The following is a 17900-nucleotide window of genomic DNA, read 5'->3' as shown; positions in this document are numbered from 1 at the left end:
GTACTGATTTTCAAGTAGTTTTATATTTTATACCAGTTTTTTTGTATTTAATAGTGGAATCTCGAATGGAAATTTTCTCGATTAGTTTGGGTCTTACATGAATTTTAATTTAACTGGAAAAAGCATCTTTTTTTGAACGGGATTTTAACTAAATTTACTAGCAAATAATTATTAAAAAAAATCTTCCCTTGAATACAATAAATGCCAAAGCAAAAGCTGATAAGAATACAGGTTTTGGAACCAACGCCAATAATTATGGCGGACGTTTCGTTAATAAAAATGGGACGGCTAATGTAGAGAAACAGGGAATGCATTTTTTGCATCGCATCAGTTGGTATCACACTATGATTGATATGCAAGGGTGGAAATTTATACTGATCATTCTCTCGTTTTACGTGGCTATCAATTTTGTATTTGCTTCTATTTATTACGGAATTGGAATCGAACATCTGAATGGGATTTCAACTACAGATAATGAATGGGTCAAATTTGGACAGGCTTATTTTTTCAGTGCACAAACCTTTACCACAGTGGGTTACGGGCATATAAGTCCTAGCGGTTTTTTAGCCAGTGCGCTTTCTGCTGCCGAAGCGCTGATAGGGTTATTAAGTTTTGCCATTGCTACGGGTTTATTTTTTGGCCGATTTAGTAAGCCTACCGCTTTTTTGAAGTTTTCCCATAACGCTGTAATTGCACCATATGGAGAAATTACCGGTTTGATGATTAGAACCACACCATTTAAAAATACAAATTTCACGGATGCTGAAGCCAAAATAACTCTTGGGATGAGCGTGGAGGAAAACGGGAGAAGGACCAATAAATTCTACGCGTTGGAATTAGAATTGGACAAGATAAATGCATTGACTTTAAGTTGGACCTTAGTACATCCAATTACAGAAGACAGTCCGCTTTATAAATTCACGGCAGCTGATTTTAAAACAACCAATGGTGAGATACTCGTCTTTATAAAAACCTTTGACGATATGTTTAGTAATACTGTTGCCGCTCGCACCTCGTATACTTTTGACGAGGTTATTTACGGTGCCCAATTTGAACCGATGTACACCAGAAGTGCCGACAATTCAAGAACAATTCTTAATTTGGATAAGTTAAATGTTTACAACAACGTTGATTTATAGTATTACGCATAGTTTTTATTTATTTTGAGCAGAATGTTAAATTAATATTTTACATTTGTTTAATAAATTTAGACAAAAGATGAACAATATAAAAAGTGTGTTTAGTATAAAAGATCTTGAAAACCTTTCAGGGATCAAAGCGCATACGATACGAATTTGGGAGAAAAGGTATGATATCCTTCAGCCGATGCGTACTGATACAAATATCCGATTATATGATTTGGTGAGTTTGCAAAAACTATTAAACATCACATTATTACATGATTATGGTTATAAAATTTCAAAAATAGCGACTTATCCACAAGAAAAAATACCGTCTTTAGTACGCGAAATAATATCGAGTAAAACAGCCAAAAGTCACGCTATTAGTGAGTTCAAAATGGCAATGATGAACTTTGACCAAGAGCTATTTTTTAATACCTATAATTGGTTGATTGCGGAAAAATCATTCAAAGAAATTTTTCATCAAGTTTTCATTCCTTTAATGAATGAACTTGGATTGTTGTGGCAGTCTGATACTATAACGCCTGCTCACGAACATTTTATCAGCTATTTAATTAAACAAAAACTTTTAATCAATACTGAAAAGCTTCAGATTTTAAAACAAACCAAACTCGATAAAGTTTTCGTTTTGTCACTTCCTATGAATGAAATCCACGAATTAGGATTAATGTATCTTAATTATGAAATTCTGTTGAATGGCTACAAGACGATATATTTAGGGGAAAGTATGCCGATTGAAAATCTGAAAGATTTGAAAAAGCATTTTAATTCCATTGTTTTTGTATCGTACCTTACGGTGCAACCCGAAAAAGATATTATCGACAGTTACATTCAAAAAATGTCTGATGAGTTGTTGGATGATACCACTGAATTATGGTATATTGGACGAATGGTTGAGTTTATTAAAAAAGAAGAAGTTTCGGAGCGAATTACAATTTTTAATTCAATTACGGAATTAGTCGACTGGATTTAACTGTTCTTGTTTAAACAATTCGTATATTTGCTAAACAAATGAAGAAAATAAAAAAGATTACGATTATAGGTTCTGGGTTCTCTGCATTAGCAGCTGCGGCGTATTTAGCACAGAGCGGCCACGATGTCACAATATATGAAAAAAATGATGCTGTAGGCGGACGAGCACGACAATTAAAGAGAGAAGGATTTACTTTTGACATGGGGCCAAGTTGGTATTGGATGCCAGACGTTTTCGAACGTTTCTTTGCTGATTTTGGAAAAAAAACCACGGATTATTATGAACTCATAAAATTGTCTCCTGCCTACCGAGTGTATTACGGAATTGATGATTTCATAACAATAGCAGACAATTTAGCGGATATTACACTTGCTTTTGAGGCTATCGAAAAAGGCAGCGGCAAATTGCTGAATGACTTTATGGCTGAGGCCAAAAGCAATTATGATATCGCGATCAAAGATTTAGTGTACCGTCCGGGCGTTTCAGCACTCGAATTAATAACTGTGGAAACAGCCATGAAAGTGGGACAATTTCTAAGCACTGTTAGTAAAGATGTTCGTAAAAAATTTAAGAATGAAAGACTAATTCAGATTCTGGAATTTCCCGTATTGTTTCTGGGAGCCAAACCTTCGGATACGCCGTCGTTTTACAGTTTTATGAATTACGCCGACTTCGGTTTGGGAACTTGGCACCCCAAAACAGGAATGTTTGATGTCGTGAGAGGAATTGAAAATTTAGCGTTAGAATTGGGAGTGAAATTTCAAACCAATTCCAACATCGAAAAAATTATAGTCGAAAATAAAACAGCAGTAGCCATTCAGGTCAATGGTGAAATCATTGCTTCCGATTTGATTTTGAGCGGTGCAGATTACCATCACACCGAAACCTTGTTGAATCAGGAACACCGAGCGTATTCTGAGAAATATTGGGACAGCAGAGTTTTCGCACCTTCATCGTTATTGTTTTATGTAGGTTTCAACAAAAAAATTGAAAACATTTCGCATCATGCATTGTTTTTTGATGTTGATTTTTACCAACACGCCAAAGATATTTATGATGAACCGCAGTGGCCAAAAGAACCGTTGTTTTATGCAAATTTTCCTTCGGTGACCGATAAAACTGCCGCTCCGGAAGGAATGGAATCTGGCTTTTTTCTGGTACCTTTGGCTCCGGGAATCAATGATACTGAGTCCTTGAGAGAAGAATATTTTGAAAAAATAATGCATCGTTTTGAAACTTTAACACAACAAAGTGTAAAAAATAATATTATTTTTAAACAATCATTCTGTAAAAATGATTTTGTGTCAGAATACAATTCGTACAAAGGAAATGCTTACGGAATGGCAAATACTTTAATGCAAACCGCATTTTTGAGACCAAAGTTAAAGAGCAAAAAAGTTAAGAATTTATATTTTACCGGTCAATTGACCGTGCCGGGACCAGGCGTTCCACCAGCACTAATTTCTGGAAAATTAGTATCGGAATTAATTAATAAGCAATTTTCAGAACAATAGTATGAAGGAATTATTTGATGATGTATCTTTTAAATGTAGCAAGTTAGTTACTAAAAATTACAGTACCTCTTTCTCTTTGGCGGTATATATGCTGTCGCCAAGTATAAGGGATGCCATTTATAGCATTTATGGTTTTGTTCGTTTTGCGGATGAAATCGTGGATACCTTCCATGGTTATGATAAAGAAAGTTTAATCACTGAGTTTGAAGATGAGTATTACAAAGCCTTTGAAAGAGGAATAAGTCTAAATCCGATATTAAACTCTTTCCAGCACACGGTTAAACGGTATAATATAACGGACGACCTTATTCAGGCTTTTCTAAAAAGTATGAAATTAGATTTGATCAAATCAGATTATCACAGTAAATTAGAGTATGACGCCTACATTTACGGTTCTGCGGATGTCGTTGGTTTAATGTGTCTAAAGGTTTTTGTGGCCGGGGATAATAAACGATATGAGCAACTGAAAGGTGAAGCGATGCGGTTAGGTTCTGCGTTCCAGAAAGTAAATTTCCTGCGAGATTTAAAGGACGATAATTTGGTTTTGAACCGCAATTATTTTCCCGGAGTTGACTTGAATTCTTTTGATGAAAATGCGAAAACGGCTATCATCAATGAAATCGAAGAAGATTTCAGAGTGGCTTACGAAGGAATTATAAAACTTCCTATTGAAGCTAAGTTTGGCGTGTATACAGCGTTTGTGTACTACAAAAAACTATTAAAAAAGTTAGAAAACACGCCTTGTCACGAAATAGGAAGTGCAAGAATCCGAGTTTCTAACTACACCAAAGCCGGTTTGCTGGCAAAATCTTTTGTGTCTTATAAATTAAAGTTAGTTTAAATGACAACTTATTTTAAAAAATTGTTACACTTAAATACATAACAAAATGATATTTTTCTTGATTTTTCTAGGTACTTTTTTAATAATGGAATGCGTAACCTGGTGCACCCATAAATATGTAATGCACGGATCAATGTGGTACTTCCATGCGGATCATCATGAACCTAAATATGCGAATGTTTTTGAACGGAATGATATCTTTTTTGTAATTTTTGCTGTTCCAAGTATCGTTCTGTTTTATTATGGTGTCGAAGGAGGTTTGAACTATAAATTCTTCATCGGACTGGGAATTATGTTTTACGGTCTGTGTTATTTCATGATCCATGATGTCTTAATCCATCAACGGTTTAAGTGGTTCAAACACACCAATAACAAGTATTTAATCGGTTTGCGAAAAGCCCATAAAATACATCACAAACATTTGGGCAAAGAGTACGGAGAATGTTTCGGAATGCTTTTCGTACCTTTCAAATACTACAAAATTTAAAGAGTAATTGGGGCGTGACCTCACTTTCACTAGCGTTACAGTTGGGTCGGGCTATCCGTTCCCGCTTTTTTATCACCACCCTGTCAGGGTTTTGAACCCTGACAGGGTAGTCATAAAAAGAGCTCCACTTTTATCCCTCACGCGAACTCAGTGTTCCATGAAGGTATTTATCTTTAAAACACAACCATGAAAATATACAAACAAGAAACCGTTCAGCACGTAAATGCAACTGTCGAAGAATGCTGGGCTTTTTTTTCGAATCCAAAAAATCTTCAGAAGATCACACCAGAAGGAATGGGTTTTCAAATCACGGATTACGATCATAAATCCATGTATCCAGGGCAAATTATTCAATATAAAGTAACACCACTTTTTGGAGTCACTTTGTCTTGGATGACTTTAATTACTCAAGTAAAGGAAAATAGTTATTTCATAGACGAACAACGTTTTGGTCCTTACAGTTTTTGGCATCATAAGCATTTCTTTGAAGCAACAACAAACGGAACCAAAATGACGGATGTGGTGCATTACGGATTGCCGCTTGGTTTTCTGGGTCGAATCATGAATACGTTGGTCGTAAAAAATAAATTGAAATCCATTTTCGCTTATCGCGTTACTGCAGTGGACGAAATGTTTAATTCAAAGTAATGAGCAAACAACAAGTTTCTGTTTTTTGGTTCAGACGCGATTTGCGTCTGGAAGACAACTTTGGTTTATTTCAAGCCTTACAGTCTAAATATTTGGTAATACCATTATTTATTTTTGATGATTCCATTTTAGACAGTTTACCAAAAAACGATGCCCGAGTAGGATTTATTTACGAATCACTTAGTAAAATAAATGCGCAATTACAGGAAACAGGAAGTTCACTTTTAATCAAAAAAGGAAAAACCTTGGATGTTTGGCAGTCTCTTTTACAAGAATTTGACGTCAAAGAAGTTTTCTTTAACAAAGATTACGAACCTTACGCAATACAACGTGACACGGCAATTCGAGAATTCTTAGAAACAAATGAAATCATTACTTATTCTTATAAAGACCAAGTTATATTTGAAGAAAAAGAAATCACAAAAGCAGATGGACTACCATACACGGTTTACACTCCATTTAAAAACAAATGGTTAGAAAAATACAAATCAATGACTCCGGTTCAGGAATACGACACCGAAGTACATTTTTCTAATTTCCACAAACACAGTTTTGCTTTTCCTACTTTGGAACAAATAGGTTTTGAAGAGAGTTCCTCAAAAGTAAAGCCTCATAACCTAAAATTTATATCAAATTATCAAGAAATAAGAGATTTTCCGGCCTTGGATAAAACCTCTCATTTGTCACCACATTTGCGTTTTGGAACTGTAAGCGTCCGAAAATTAGTCAATTGGGCATTTCATAAAAACGATGTATTTTTGAGTGAGTTGATTTGGAGAGAATTCTTCATGCAAATATTATTTAGTTTTCCAAAAGTAGTTACGCAAAACTTTAAAGCGGCTTATGATGGGATTCAATGGCGCAATGACGAAGCTGACTTTAAACGTTGGTGTACGGGAACAACAGGGTATCCAATGGTTGATGCCGGAATGCGTCAGCTCAATGAAACCGGTTACATGCACAACAGAGTCCGCATGGTAGTAGCGAGTTTCTTGTGCAAACATTTAATGATTCAGTGGCAATGGGGAGAAGCCTATTTTGCGGAGAAATTATTGGATTACGATATGTCTGCCAATGTTGGCAACTGGCAATGGGCAGCCGGAACCGGTTGTGATGCCGCACCTTACTTTCGTGTTTTCAATCCGGAGATACAACAAAAAAAATTCGATGAAAAAGGAATTTACATCCGCAAATGGATTAAAGAATTCGATTTAGGTTATGGAAAACCAATGGTAGAGCACGCAATGGCAAGAGACAGAGCAATTGCAACTTACAAAGCGGGAATTTTAAAGTAAAAGGATTTAACATATAAGTCATTTAAGTTTTAAAACATTATCTAAAAACGTACATGACTTATATGTTTAAAAAAGAAAATTATTTAATTAATTTCTGAAGCATTCCGTTAAAGATAAATCCGTGAAAAGGCAAAACAGAATACCAGTATAACTTCCCCCAAATACCTTCAGGTCTGAAAGTTGCGGATTGATATAAAGTATTTCCGATAATTTTGAATTCTAACCAAGCTTCACCCGGAAGTTTCATTTCGGCAAACAAAATTAATTTTCCTTCTTCTTTGTTGGCATACAAAACGCGCCAAAAATCCAAAGCATCTCCGGAATGAATATCATGTCGGTTCGTTCTTCCTCTTCGGGAACCCACGCCACCGTATAATTTGTCAATAAATCCTCGTAAATCCCACAACCAATCGCCATAATACCAACCCGTATCACCACCGATTGACCAAATCCTTCTGATGGTAAAATCCCGGTCGATGATTTCCATTTTGCGTCGGTCGATAAAGCAATTCTTTTTTGGAACTTTCAAGTATTCCGACATGTTACTGTTAAAACGTCCGCTTATTAAGGAATCTTTCCAGCTTGAAGCTACTTTGTCTTCGTCTACTTTTATCAAAGCACGAGATAATGCTTGTTTGTACGACATTGGGGTTACATGCAATAAATCATTTATTCGGTTATCACTACAAACGACTTCCACTTTCATGCTGCTGACCAGAGCTGACGCGAGCCTGTAAGATGTTGAGGTGACAAAATACAACCAATACGAGGATAATTTTGGCGTCATTACAGGAATTGTAAATATCCATCGCTTTAATTTTTTGGCTTCAGCAAAACCCAAAAGCATTTCTTTATATGTTAAAATATCCGGTCCGCCAATATCAAAACTCTGATTGTATGTTACAGGATTTAATAATGATTTGGATAAAAATTCAAGAACATCAGGAATTGCAATGGGTTGGCATTTAGTATTGAGCCATTTTGGCGTAATCATAATGGGAAGTTTATTCACTAAATCCCGAATAATTTCGAACGATGCGCTCCCAGAACCAACAATAATTCCAGCTCGTAAAGTGGTTGTGGCGAAAGTTCCTGTATTTAAAATTTCTTCCACTTTTTTTCTGGAAGATAAATGTTTCGAAAGCGATTTGTCATTGACAATTCCGCTCAAATAAATAACTTGTTTGGCTGCAGTTTCATTCAGCCGTTGCACGAAATTCAATGCCGATTCACTTTCTAATTCATCAAAATTGGATGCGGATCCCGACATAGAATGAATCAGATAATAAGCTGCATCAATAGCCGCAGGAATAGCGGTCAATGTTTCTTGCTTCAGAAAGTCAACTTCAATTACCGTAACATTTTTTTGAAATTCAACAGGACAATAAAACCTGTTTTTATCTCTCACACAACAAATTATATCGTGTCCTTGCGCTATCAGCAGTGGTAAAAGTCGCTTCCCGATGTAACCTGTTGCGCCTGTTAAGAGAATTTTCATGGTTTGTATTTTTTGCTATATGTTACACGGATTAAATCGCATTTTAAACCAATTAAAACATCGGTTACAATTTGTATAATCAATTTAATGTGTGAGCTATTTTTAGTTAATGAGAAACCTGATCTGTTAATAATTAAATTTAACTCAATTTGTTAGAAAGTAAGCTAATGAATTCTTTTCTTGTTTTGTCTTTCTCGAAAGCTCCTGTAAAAGAGGATGTCGTTGTAACTGAGTTCTGTTTTTGAATACCACGCATTTGCATGCACATGTGTTGCGCTTCAATCACTACTGCTACTCCAAGTGGGTTTAAAGCATCCTGAATACAGTTTTTAATTTGGTCCGTCAATCTTTCCTGCACTTGCATTCTTCTGGCAAAAGCATCCACGACTCTCGGGATTTTACTCAATCCCACAATTTTCCCGTTTGGAATATACGCTACGTGTGCTTTTCCAAAAAATGGTAACATGTGGTGTTCGCACATGGAGTACACTTCGATATCTTTTACCACAATCATTTGTTTATGATCTTCGGTAAACATAGCCGATTTTAATATCTCTAATGGATCTAATCCGTAACCATGAGTTAAATATTGCATGGCTTTAGCTACACGTTCGGGTGTTTTTTCAAGACCTTCGCGAGTAACATCTTCGCCTAAATTTTCAATAATTACTTTGTAGTTATCTGCTAATGCTTGCGTTATTTCAGTATCATATTGTTCGATTTTTTCGTAACTTTTCATTTCTTTTATCATGGTATGCTGTATTTCAATTTTAAGTTTGGCTAATTATTTTATTGGATGTTTTTATAAACATTGAGGAATTACTAAAAAGGAAGCACTTCTCCTTTATTCCTTAATGGTAAAAAAGACGCTATCTGATAGCTTTTAATTTATATTTAAATTTTAAAAGTTACGATTCCATAATCCATTTCGAAAACTTGACCTGAAATAGATTTGGCATTTTCTGAAATTAGAAAATTGGCCATGTTCGCTACTTCTTCCGGTTTTAGATAGCCTTTCATAGGGTGGCGTTCTACCATATTTTCCTTCATTCGATCATTTCTCAAAATACCTGCTGCAAGTGTTGTTTCGGTAATCGTGGGAGCAATGGCATTGATGCGTACTACCGATGCCAGTTCTGCTCCCAGCGATTTTACTAATCCTTCCACTCCCGCTTTTGCAGTAGCAATACTGGCATGAAACGGCATTCCCAATTTTGCAGCGACCGTGCTGAACAAAACAATCGAAGGATTAGTCCCATTCCTTAAAATAGGTAAATATTTCTGAATGGTTTTTACAGCTCCAATCACATTAATTTCAAAATCGTTTCTAAAATCATCTATGCTCAGGCTTCCAATAGGTTTTAAATTGATGGAACCCGGACAATAAATTAAGGTATCTACAGCTTCTATATCTGGAAGTGTATCTTTTAAAACATCCACGGAAAAATGTTTTAGGTTGGGATGTGTGATAACAGGTGCGTTTCTGCTGATGTTGTAAACCAAGTTTGTCTCTAATTGTTGCAACAAAATAGCACTACCAATTCCTTTACTACCGCCAATGATTACTATATTTTTCATTTTTTATATGTTATTATTTTAACAGATTACTGCTCATTGAACACTAAGCTCTATCGCTTGGAAATCTTGTTATTGTTAATTTGTCTTTGCATCGTACACTTAAACCGACCTTCTCGAAAATCTCTTAACTTTTCATGCTTTGTTTTGCGACCTTGTACTCTTTCACGCCACATTTTAAAACTAGATGGTTTCATTTCGGTACGCATCAAGTCGATCACTTCTTGTTCTTTTAATCCAAATTGCAATAAGATAGCATCAAAAGTAGTTCGGTCTTCCCAAGCCATTTCTATGATTCGGTCTTTGTCTAAATCAGTAAGTTCTTTTTTTATAGTCACGGTATTTTGTTTATTTGATATTGCTATTGATTTCTTAAAATTATTCGCTGTCGCCTATATCAGCCATGGTGTGTAACTTTAGGATGCGGAAACTTTCCTCTTTTACCAATGGATTTTTTTTCATTTTCCATAAAAAATCACTGGCAAATTTTCTCGTTCGTTCCATATTTACAATTGGTTTCGGATAATTGATACCCACTTCAAAGTCATTAAACCTTTGGTCTAAATAGGTCATTTTATAAGGTTCATGTACAAATGCACGTGGTAAATTGCGCAATTCGGGCACCCATTTTTTTATAAATTCACCATCAGGATCGTGTTCGTAACTATTTTTAATTGGATTGTAGATACGTAACATATTGATTCCGGTTTCACCAGCCTGCATTTGCAACTGCGGAAAATGTATTCCGGGCTCAAAATCCAAAAACATTTGTGATAAATGTTGTGTAGCTTCTTGCCAAGGCTGCCATAAATTATGCGTGAAAAAAGATACTAACATGGCACGCATTCTAAAGTTTAAATAGCCCGTTTCATTCAAACAGCGCATGCAAGCATCAATTAATGGGAAGCCTGTTTGTCCTGTTTTCCAAGCTTCAATATAATTTTCATTCACTTTCTTTTTTAACGAATGGAAACCTTTATTGACACTTTCAAACTCCATAACTTCTTCCATTTCGAATTTTTGGATGAAATGTGCCTGCCAAGTAAGTCTTGAAACAAATGAATCGATTTGCTTTTTATGGTTAGACGTCAATCTGAAGGTTGCCGATTTTTGCAAAACTTGTCTGGAAGATAAATTTCCCCAAGCTATGTATGGTGATAATCTGCTGCAGCTTTTTCGAGCCAATAAAGGTTTTGAAATATGCGAACTGTAATTGAGGTAGCGTTCTTCAAAGAAGTTTTGTAAATATTTACCAGCCATGGTGCTGCCTCCCTTTTGGAAAATAGTATCCGGAACAGTTTCTAGATTCGTCTTTTCAAATACTTTTTCCAGTTCACTAATCGCTTCTGTATCAAGGAAATTTTCTGCTTTGGAATCAAAAATAAATTGCGGTTCATTCATGTATTTTTCCCATTTTGAAACCCAGTTTGTCCTGTTTCTTAAAGCCCTGAATATACCGTTATTGGTGTTTTCAACCCAATTGATTTGATTGTTTTTACAAAAACGTTTAAAGGTTTTGTCCCTTTCGTACGTAATTTTCAAACCGGTTTCCTGATGTGAATACACCGTTTCAATTTTGTATGTTTCTTCGAGTATATTAAAAACCTGAAGCACCTCCGAAGACACTGCTAATACTTGCGTGTTTGATTGTTCCAATTGTTTGTTGATGTCAACAAGTGATTGCTTGATGAAATTCCAATGTCTTGAACTGTAATGTGAATCGTTTTCTAAAGATTTTTCGAATACGTAAAGCAACAAAGTGGGTATATCTGTTCTTGTTGCATTAAAAATTGCTTCGTTATCCGCTAAACGAAGGTCTCTCTTAAACCAAACCACATTGATATGTTTCTTGTTTGTATTCATTTACTTTTTAAAATAATTGTTGTTGCAGCCATAATTTTTGGAACTTTGATTGTCCGTCGTAATTTTCGGCTTGTAATTTTATATTAAATTTTCGATCTCTAGGATCGTTGCCTACTCCTGAAACATACATCCAGTTTCCGTAATTGCTGTGAACATCGTAATCAATGAGCATTGCTTCAAAATACGCAGCTCCGATACGCCAGTCTAACAACAGATTCTTTGCAAAATAGGAACCTACATTTTGTCTGCCGCGATTGCTCATCCAGCCTGTTTCCCGCAGTTCAATCATATTGGCATTAACAAACGGCTCATGTGTGGTACCGTTGATCCAATTGTTTATGGCAGATGTATTATTTTTCCAATCGTAATTTTTATCTAAAATTCCTCCAATTTTAAAAATAGAATTGCCATTTTTCAACGAAATGTATTTAAAATAATCCCTCCAAATCAGTTCGAATATCAGCCAGTAAGTCGAATCATTTTTCCCAATTTGTTGTTCATATTTTATAATTTCCCAATAAATAGTTTTCGCCGAAATGGAACCGTTTGCCAACCAAGGAGAAAACTTCGAACTAAAATCAGTTCCAATTAATCCGTTGCGGGTCAATTTATAAACGCTTAATTTTTTGGTTTCCCAAAAATAATTCTGCAAGCGTTTTTGCGCTTCGTCTTCACCGCCAGCAAAAGGGAATGCGGTTCTGGAATCTGTTTCAAAATCAGTAAATCCCAGTATTTCCATTGTAGGAATTGCTGTTGTGTTTGTAATCCAATTTTCTTTAGACAGCGTTTGCACTTTAAATTCAGGTCGGATTTTCGTCGATTTCTCACATTGGTTCCTGAATTGTGTAAAAACATTTGGAATCTTTTGAATATCGAACGGAATCGCATCTGGATGAAACAAGAATTGATTGTAAGTGCTCTTGAAAGATACTGAATCTGGAACTTTAGCTTTAATATTCTCTAAAACTTCCATTTCTTCACTCGTCCATTCCTCTTGAAAATAAACAGCACTAATTTCATTTAGAGCGATAATTTTCGGAATAACATCTTCCGGTTTTTGGTGATAAACCAAAAGCGGAATATTCAATTTTTCCAGATTTTGTTTCAATTCCTTTACAGATTCAATCAGGAATTTTGCGCGAAACTTTTCTGTTTTTTTGAATCCAAAACCTGTCTTTTCAAAATGCCTTGGATCGAAACAATACACTGCAAGCACAGTATTATTTTCACTAATAGCATTCGTCAACGATTCGTTATCGTGAACTCTTAAATCATTTCTAAACCAAACTAACCCTTTTTGTTTCTTTTGCATTTTTCGCTACAATATTTTACTTCGTCCCAAACTTTTTCCCATTTTTTCCGCCAAGTAAATGGTCGGTTACATACCAAACACATTTTTGAAGGAAGATGCTCCTTTTTCACTATTTATATTTTTCAAATTCATTGACAACGATTTTCGCTTTTAAATCAAACATCAAATTATACAACCCAAAAAACGTTCGGTTCATGTAAATAAAATGTTTAGAACCTCGATTGCCGTTCATTTTTCGTAGATTGGTATCTTTTGAAAAACGTTCACCTAAAGCCGCTATGCTTTCAAAAAAAGTCTCATCCGAAAAATCGAATGTTTCTTCTTGAAAAGGTTTTGTAAACAGTGATAACAAATCATAAAATAATTCCGTGAAATAAGCCACTTCTTCTTTCGAATCATCCACACGTAAAATTTCCAATTCAAACAACTTTGCATTGAACAGTTTAGGACTATTTATTACTTTTTTGTCAATCAATTCAAAATAAGGAGTGTAAAAGTCATTTGGAATTTGTTTCATGCAACCAAAATCCAGTGCCACTAATTGATTTTCTTCATTCACCAAGAAATTTCCCGGATGCGGATCAGCGTGTACCTTTTTCAAAACATGAATTTGGTACATGTAAAAATCCCATAATGCTTGACCAATTCTATTGGCTACTTCCTGATCGGTATTTATTTTTGTAAATTCTGAAAGGTGCTTGCCGCTCATCCAGTCCATTGTGATAATTTTCTCTGAGGAGAATTCAGGATAGTAATTTGGAAACACTAAATTTTGAATTTTTTTACAGGCAGCAACTACTTCTTGGCTTTGTTTTAATTCCAATAAATAATTGGTTTCCTCAATCAATTTGTCCTCGACTTCCTTAAAATATTTATCAGAATCTTTCCCCTGAAGGTTAAACATTCTCACTGCGATGGGTTTTACCATCGCTAAATCCGAAGAAATACTGTTGGCAACTCCGGGATATTGAATTTTTACCGCGAGTTTTTTACCATCTTTTACTGCGACATGAACTTGCCCAATGCTTGCAGCATTCTTAGAATTGGCGTTAAATTCATCAAAGATTTCATAAGGAGTTTTACCAAAATTTGTCTTGAATGTTTTCAGTACCAATGGCGCCGATAGTGGTGGAACTGAAAATTGCGAAAGTGAAAATTTCTCCACGTAAGCCTGAGGCAAAAAACTTTTGTCCATGCTCAACATTTGTGCAACTTTGAGCGCGCTTCCTTTTAAACTCTTTAATCCGTCATAAATATCTTCGGCATTGTCTTCATTTAATTTATCACGGGTCAAATCAGAATTAACCATTTTTTCTCCGTAGTATTTGAGGTAGTTTACACCAACTTTTGCACCGGTTTGCACCAGTTTTGTCGCTCTTTCAATTTTTGATGTAGGGATGTAGTCTATTGTTTTCATTACTTGTTGTAAATTTTTTCTTTGAAAATAAATTTTCCAAAATCGATTAAGCTGTCAATAGGAGCAATGTTCATTAATTCAAAAGTCACTTTCACCGATTTTTCAATATAAATGTCTGTTTTTTCGAACGAAGGTGAAGAATCATCCAGCCAAAATTTCAATGTCAATAAAAGTTGAATCCATGATGTTTCCTGAAATGTTTTCTCTTGGAAATTTTGGAGCTTTTCTTGTTGCGTTCTAAAGTCATCAGAAATGATTTCAGTCAGAAAGTTTTTGAAGCTGTTTCTGAGTCCAGATAATTGCATTAGTTTTTTCAACTGATTGTTGTGCTCTTTTAGAACAAAAACGACGTAGCTTCTATTGGCAGTCAATATTTCGAAAAAGGTAAAGTAAAAACTAAGCATTTTGCTTTTCATGTCATACATCTCGTATTCTTTATTCTTATTTAGTAACTCGATTGTTTTTTCAGTAAACATTTTGAAAATTTCTTTCTCAATACTTTCTATAGTTCCAAAAAATGCATAGAATTCCGCTTCGATAAAATTATTCACTTTTGTAAAATGATAGACTGACTTGGGTTTTTCGCTATGATCAAGTACATAATTCATGTACATTGAAACTATTTTGTCTTTTGTTATTGTCGTTTTCTTAATAGCCATTCTTAGTGTTTTTCAAATTAAAGTATAAAGGTACAAAATGTTTAACGATATATTAATAAAGTTAAACAAAATTTAATATAATTTTATATCATTATAAATCATTAGTTTTACAATATCATGAAAAAAAATGTATTAATAAGCGGTGGTTCGGGATTTATTGGAAGAAATTTGACTGCTTTATTGGTAGCTAAAGGTTATTCTGTTTCCATATTAAGTCGGGGTGAACAACAAAATAAAGGAGATGTTTTTTATTATAAATGGGATGTTACGAAGCAGACTATAGATGAACAGGCAGTTTTGAACGCGGATTACATCATTCACTTGGCAGGGGAAAATATTGCCGCGAAAAGGTGGACAGCCAAACGAAAAGCAGCAATTATCGATAGTCGGGAAAAATCAACTCAATTGTTGTTCTCCGTTTTGAAAAAGAACAATAAAAAACTGGACGCCTTTATCTCAGCTTCTGCAGTTGGAATTTATGGCGCTGTAAACGGAGATGAGATTTGTGCGGAAGACATGCCGCCTGCAAATGATTTCTTAGGTTATACGTGTCAAAAATGGGAAGATTCTCTGGATTTTATCGAAAATCTAAGTATCCGTACCGTCAAGATTCGCACTGGACTAGTGTTAGGAAAAGATGATGGCTTTTTGAAAAAACTTATTCCCTTATTTAAGTTTCGATTGGGTTCTGCATTGGGTTCCGGACAGCAATACATGCCATGGATTCATGTAGACGATTTATGTAACATCTACCTGCAAGCAGTTTCAGATCCAAGTATGGAAGGGCCGTACAACGCTGCCATAACGGATAATACCACCAACACTCTTTTTTCTACAACATTAGCGGGTATTTTTGGCTATTCTATTTGGTTGCCCAATGTTCCGGCTTATGTTTTAAAATTAGTTATGGGAGAAATGGCTGTTATTGTCTTAACTGGAAGAAGAATTTCTTCAGGGAAAATTCAACAAACTGGTTTCGAATTTAAATTTAAAAATTTAGAAGAAGCTTTAAGGAATTGTTTAACGAAATAGCTTTATTGTAAGACACAAATAAGTTGTGTGTTGACGTTTTTTGAGATTTTGCTGCGCACTATAAATGGAATTTCAATGTTGAAATCATCTGTATTCAATGGAAATGCGGAATAAAGTTCAATTCCCGTAGCTACTTTTTTTAGGGTGCCGTTAATTACAATTTTTTTAGTTCGCCCGCGAAGGGTTATTTTACCTGAAATTTGACAGGGATTGGATTCTGAGGTAAGGCTTTTTAGATCAAATTTATCAATTTTACCTTTAAAAACAGCCCTGGGAAAACGATTGCTTTCCATGTAATTTTTGTTGAAATGCTCGCGCATCAAATCTCTTTTAAATTTAAAGTCTTTAATATTCACCCAACAAGCTATTTCACCTGTTTTTGTTATTAAAATACAGGTTGTTTTATCATTTACGGCTTTTACTTCTTCAAATAAAGGAATGGAGGCCTCAAAGTTTGTGATTCCCATGTATGAGACCATTTTTTCTTGAGCAGAAGTTGCAATTGTAATGATGAGAAGTACTATTAGTGTAATTTTTTTCATAACGATTTATGAATTACATTACTTAAAATTACAAAAAAAGCAGATGAAATAAAAGCATTCAACCACTAAAATATCTGTGCAATGACTTAAATTATACCAACTTTTTTTAATCAGAAATTTTAATAAAATTCTAAGTTTAAATTTAAAAGATTTTAACTTTAAACTGCTTTAATAACAAAGATTGGTTTGTTAGAATTCCAACTTAATATTATATTTTTTTAAACTTTCTAAGGCTTCTTTTGAGTTATAATCAAATTCTTCCTCGTGGAGGTCTCTTTCCTTTTTTAGCGCTATTTGTTTGATGCAATTAAAAAAGCGACGAACATCATTCATATTTAACAGGATTAAGCCTGGAACCAGCATACTTTTACCATCATTATCTTTGGCAACCATCGTAAAATATGACGAATTGCAATGTTTGATTTTTCCGGTCTGTATATTTTCTGCTTCTACCCGAATCCCAATAATCATCGAACTGGTCCCAACATAATTAACACTGGCTTTCATTGTTACAAGTTCTCCCACTTCTATAGGTTTCAAGAAATTTACGGTATCTACCGATGCGGTTACGCAATAATTTCCTGAAAATTTAGAAGCACAAGCAAAAGCGATCTGATCCAGCAGGGATAAGATATAGCCTCCGTGAATTTTGCCGCTAAAATTAGTATGCGAAGGCAACATTAATTCTGAAATACTAATGTCTGAGGAAGCTACTGTTTTAAAGGTTCGATTCATCTATTTTATTTTAAATGGAGAATTTACTTTTTTGACTTCTGTGATAAAATAGCGCGTATCGCCCCACCACGGAAATGTTCGGTAACGTTCTACATAATTTACCTGTACATACTGTCCTTCATATTCCTGTAAATCGGCAATTACTTTTTTCTCGCTGTCCAGTACTGAAAAAGAAAATATTTGTGCGCCGGAAATTCCCTGGCTTAGTTCCCCTTCCCATGTTTTGAAAGCCACTCCTTTATTGCTCACCTTTATTAATTCGCCAGAACGAACTCCTTCGCTGTACGTGGCATAATATAAAAAAGTAAAGTAACCTACAATAAAAAGTACTATTACTACGGTGGTAATCATTAAAAATTTTCTCATT

20 protein-coding genes are annotated in these 17900 nt (G+C 34.9%); 8 read left to right on the top strand and 12 right to left on the bottom strand.

The window, feature by feature from the left end; translation table 11 throughout:
- Positions 1 to 188 precede the first annotated feature (188 nt).
- The 7 genes from ACP7AQ_RS09710 (at position 189) to ACP7AQ_RS09680 (ending at position 6900) form a co-directional block, all read left to right on the top strand.
- Positions 189 to 1139, top strand: a complete 951-nt coding sequence (locus ACP7AQ_RS09710) for an ion channel (RefSeq protein ID WP_426095326.1) — start codon at positions 189 to 191, stop codon at positions 1137 to 1139.
- A 79-nt stretch (positions 1140 to 1218) separates the two neighbouring features.
- Positions 1219 to 2115: a MerR family transcriptional regulator gene (locus ACP7AQ_RS09705; RefSeq protein WP_426063552.1), complete on the top strand. Its 897-nt coding sequence runs from the start codon at positions 1219 to 1221 to the stop codon at positions 2113 to 2115.
- Between the two features lie 38 nt (positions 2116 to 2153).
- Positions 2154 to 3629, top strand: coding sequence for a phytoene desaturase family protein (locus tag ACP7AQ_RS09700; RefSeq protein ID WP_426095325.1), 1476 nt, complete (start codon positions 2154 to 2156; stop codon positions 3627 to 3629).
- 1 nt (position 3630) lies between these two features.
- Positions 3631 to 4470 (top strand): phytoene/squalene synthase family protein, encoded by an 840-nt coding sequence (locus ACP7AQ_RS09695; protein ID WP_426095324.1) that lies wholly within the window; start codon positions 3631 to 3633, stop codon positions 4468 to 4470.
- Positions 4471 to 4516: 46 nt separating this feature from the next.
- Positions 4517 to 4957: a sterol desaturase family protein gene (locus ACP7AQ_RS09690; protein WP_426063555.1), complete on the top strand. Its 441-nt coding sequence runs from the start codon at positions 4517 to 4519 to the stop codon at positions 4955 to 4957.
- Positions 4958 to 5143: 186 nt separating this feature from the next.
- A complete protein-coding gene (locus tag ACP7AQ_RS09685) occupies positions 5144 to 5605 on the top strand; it encodes an SRPBCC family protein (protein WP_426095323.1) in 462 nt (153 codons plus the stop codon).
- Positions 5605 to 6900: a cryptochrome/photolyase family protein gene (locus ACP7AQ_RS09680; RefSeq protein WP_426095322.1), complete on the top strand. Its 1296-nt coding sequence runs from the start codon at positions 5605 to 5607 to the stop codon at positions 6898 to 6900. The genes ACP7AQ_RS09685 and ACP7AQ_RS09680 overlap by 1 nt, the downstream gene beginning before the upstream one ends.
- 79 nt (positions 6901 to 6979) lie before the next feature.
- Here ACP7AQ_RS09680 and ACP7AQ_RS09675 read toward each other — a convergent pair whose 3' ends face one another.
- The 9 genes from ACP7AQ_RS09675 to ACP7AQ_RS09635 all read right to left on the bottom strand — a co-directional run bounded on the left by ACP7AQ_RS09675 (position 6980) and on the right by ACP7AQ_RS09635 (position 15224).
- Complete coding sequence (locus ACP7AQ_RS09675) at positions 6980 to 8398, bottom strand: SDR family oxidoreductase (protein WP_426095321.1); 1419 nt, start codon at positions 8396 to 8398, stop codon at positions 6980 to 6982.
- A gap of 139 nt (positions 8399 to 8537) precedes the next feature.
- Positions 8538 to 9149 (bottom strand): GTP cyclohydrolase I FolE, encoded by a 612-nt coding sequence (folE, locus tag ACP7AQ_RS09670; RefSeq protein ID WP_244281805.1) that lies wholly within the window; start codon positions 9147 to 9149, stop codon positions 8538 to 8540.
- A 143-nt stretch (positions 9150 to 9292) separates the two neighbouring features.
- A complete protein-coding gene (locus ACP7AQ_RS09665; RefSeq protein ID WP_426095320.1) occupies positions 9293 to 9976 on the bottom strand; it encodes an SDR family NAD(P)-dependent oxidoreductase in 684 nt (227 codons plus the stop codon).
- A 50-nt stretch (positions 9977 to 10026) separates the two neighbouring features.
- Positions 10027 to 10311 (bottom strand): TIGR03643 family protein, encoded by a 285-nt coding sequence (locus tag ACP7AQ_RS09660; protein ID WP_426063560.1) that lies wholly within the window; start codon positions 10309 to 10311, stop codon positions 10027 to 10029.
- 40 nt (positions 10312 to 10351) lie between these two features.
- Complete coding sequence (locus ACP7AQ_RS09655; RefSeq protein ID WP_426095319.1) at positions 10352 to 11836, bottom strand: deoxyribodipyrimidine photo-lyase/cryptochrome family protein; 1485 nt, start codon at positions 11834 to 11836, stop codon at positions 10352 to 10354.
- Positions 11837 to 11843: 7 nt separating this feature from the next.
- Positions 11844 to 13148 carry a DASH family cryptochrome gene (locus tag ACP7AQ_RS09650; protein ID WP_426063562.1) on the bottom strand — a complete coding sequence of 435 codons (1305 nt, stop codon included), beginning with the start codon at positions 13146 to 13148 and terminating at the stop codon, positions 11844 to 11846.
- Entirely contained in the window at positions 13124 to 13258 is a 135-nt protein-coding gene (locus ACP7AQ_RS09645) for a DUF2256 domain-containing protein (RefSeq protein WP_091206734.1), read from the bottom strand. Before ACP7AQ_RS09645 ends, ACP7AQ_RS09650 begins: the two co-directional genes overlap by 25 nt.
- Positions 13258 to 14565, bottom strand: a complete 1308-nt coding sequence (locus ACP7AQ_RS09640; protein ID WP_426063563.1) for an ABC1 kinase family protein — start codon at positions 14563 to 14565, stop codon at positions 13258 to 13260. The genes ACP7AQ_RS09645 and ACP7AQ_RS09640 overlap by 1 nt, the downstream gene beginning before the upstream one ends.
- On the bottom strand, positions 14565 to 15224 hold the full coding sequence (locus tag ACP7AQ_RS09635) for a TetR family transcriptional regulator C-terminal domain-containing protein (protein ID WP_426095318.1): 660 nt from the start codon (positions 15222 to 15224) through the stop codon (positions 14565 to 14567). Before ACP7AQ_RS09635 ends, ACP7AQ_RS09640 begins: the two co-directional genes overlap by 1 nt.
- Positions 15225 to 15341: 117 nt before the next feature.
- Between ACP7AQ_RS09635 and ACP7AQ_RS09630 the strand changes: the two genes are divergently transcribed.
- Positions 15342 to 16256, top strand: a complete 915-nt coding sequence (locus tag ACP7AQ_RS09630) for a TIGR01777 family oxidoreductase (RefSeq protein WP_426095317.1) — start codon at positions 15342 to 15344, stop codon at positions 16254 to 16256.
- Between the two features lie 2 nt (positions 16257 to 16258).
- Here ACP7AQ_RS09630 and ACP7AQ_RS09625 read toward each other — a convergent pair whose 3' ends face one another.
- From ACP7AQ_RS09625 to ACP7AQ_RS09615, 3 genes are all read right to left on the bottom strand, one after another.
- A complete protein-coding gene (locus ACP7AQ_RS09625) occupies positions 16259 to 16798 on the bottom strand; it encodes a YceI family protein (protein WP_426095316.1) in 540 nt (179 codons plus the stop codon).
- Between the two features lie 189 nt (positions 16799 to 16987).
- Positions 16988 to 17533, bottom strand: coding sequence for an acyl-CoA thioesterase (locus ACP7AQ_RS09620; RefSeq protein ID WP_426095315.1), 546 nt, complete (start codon positions 17531 to 17533; stop codon positions 16988 to 16990).
- Complete coding sequence (locus ACP7AQ_RS09615; RefSeq protein ID WP_426063572.1) at positions 17534 to 17899, bottom strand: 6-phosphogluconate dehydrogenase; 366 nt, start codon at positions 17897 to 17899, stop codon at positions 17534 to 17536.
- Position 17900 lies beyond the last annotated feature (1 nt).

The organism is Flavobacterium sp. DSR2-3-3, from assembly GCF_049896585.1.
Lineage (GTDB): Bacteria > Bacteroidota > Bacteroidia > Flavobacteriales > Flavobacteriaceae > Flavobacterium.
Note: the sequence above shows the minus strand (reverse complement) of the source record. Positions and strands in the feature narration are given on the sequence as shown.

Excerpts from the sequence above, each read along its gene's own strand:
- ACP7AQ_RS09705 (WP_426063552.1), top strand. The coding sequence starts at position 1,219 with ATGAACAATATAAAAAGTGTGTTTAGTATAAAAGATCTTGAAAACCTT.
- ACP7AQ_RS09635 (WP_426095318.1), bottom strand. The coding sequence starts at position 15,224 with ATGGCTATTAAGAAAACGACAATAACAAAAGACAAAATAGTTTCAATG.
- ACP7AQ_RS09630 (WP_426095317.1), top strand. The coding sequence starts at position 15,342 with ATGAAAAAAAATGTATTAATAAGCGGTGGTTCGGGATTTATTGGAAGA.
- ACP7AQ_RS09680 (WP_426095322.1), top strand. The coding sequence starts at position 5,605 with ATGAGCAAACAACAAGTTTCTGTTTTTTGGTTCAGACGCGATTTGCGT.
- ACP7AQ_RS09625 (WP_426095316.1), bottom strand. The coding sequence starts at position 16,798 with ATGAAAAAAATTACACTAATAGTACTTCTCATCATTACAATTGCAACT.
- ACP7AQ_RS09675 (WP_426095321.1), bottom strand. The coding sequence starts at position 8,398 with ATGAAAATTCTCTTAACAGGCGCAACAGGTTACATCGGGAAGCGACTT.
- ACP7AQ_RS09615 (WP_426063572.1), bottom strand. The coding sequence starts at position 17,899 with ATGAGAAAATTTTTAATGATTACCACCGTAGTAATAGTACTTTTTATT.
- ACP7AQ_RS09620 (WP_426095315.1), bottom strand. The coding sequence starts at position 17,533 with ATGAATCGAACCTTTAAAACAGTAGCTTCCTCAGACATTAGTATTTCA.
- ACP7AQ_RS09655 (WP_426095319.1), bottom strand. The coding sequence starts at position 11,836 with ATGAATACAAACAAGAAACATATCAATGTGGTTTGGTTTAAGAGAGAC.
- ACP7AQ_RS09700 (WP_426095325.1), top strand. The coding sequence starts at position 2,154 with ATGAAGAAAATAAAAAAGATTACGATTATAGGTTCTGGGTTCTCTGCA.
- ACP7AQ_RS09640 (WP_426063563.1), bottom strand. The coding sequence starts at position 14,565 with ATGAAAACAATAGACTACATCCCTACATCAAAAATTGAAAGAGCGACA.
- ACP7AQ_RS09665 (WP_426095320.1), bottom strand. The coding sequence starts at position 9,976 with ATGAAAAATATAGTAATCATTGGCGGTAGTAAAGGAATTGGTAGTGCT.
- ACP7AQ_RS09690 (WP_426063555.1), top strand. The coding sequence starts at position 4,517 with ATGATATTTTTCTTGATTTTTCTAGGTACTTTTTTAATAATGGAATGC.
- folE (WP_244281805.1), bottom strand. The coding sequence starts at position 9,149 with ATGATAAAAGAAATGAAAAGTTACGAAAAAATCGAACAATATGATACT.
- ACP7AQ_RS09695 (WP_426095324.1), top strand. The coding sequence starts at position 3,631 with ATGAAGGAATTATTTGATGATGTATCTTTTAAATGTAGCAAGTTAGTT.
- ACP7AQ_RS09685 (WP_426095323.1), top strand. The coding sequence starts at position 5,144 with ATGAAAATATACAAACAAGAAACCGTTCAGCACGTAAATGCAACTGTC.
- ACP7AQ_RS09650 (WP_426063562.1), bottom strand. The coding sequence starts at position 13,148 with ATGCAAAAGAAACAAAAAGGGTTAGTTTGGTTTAGAAATGATTTAAGA.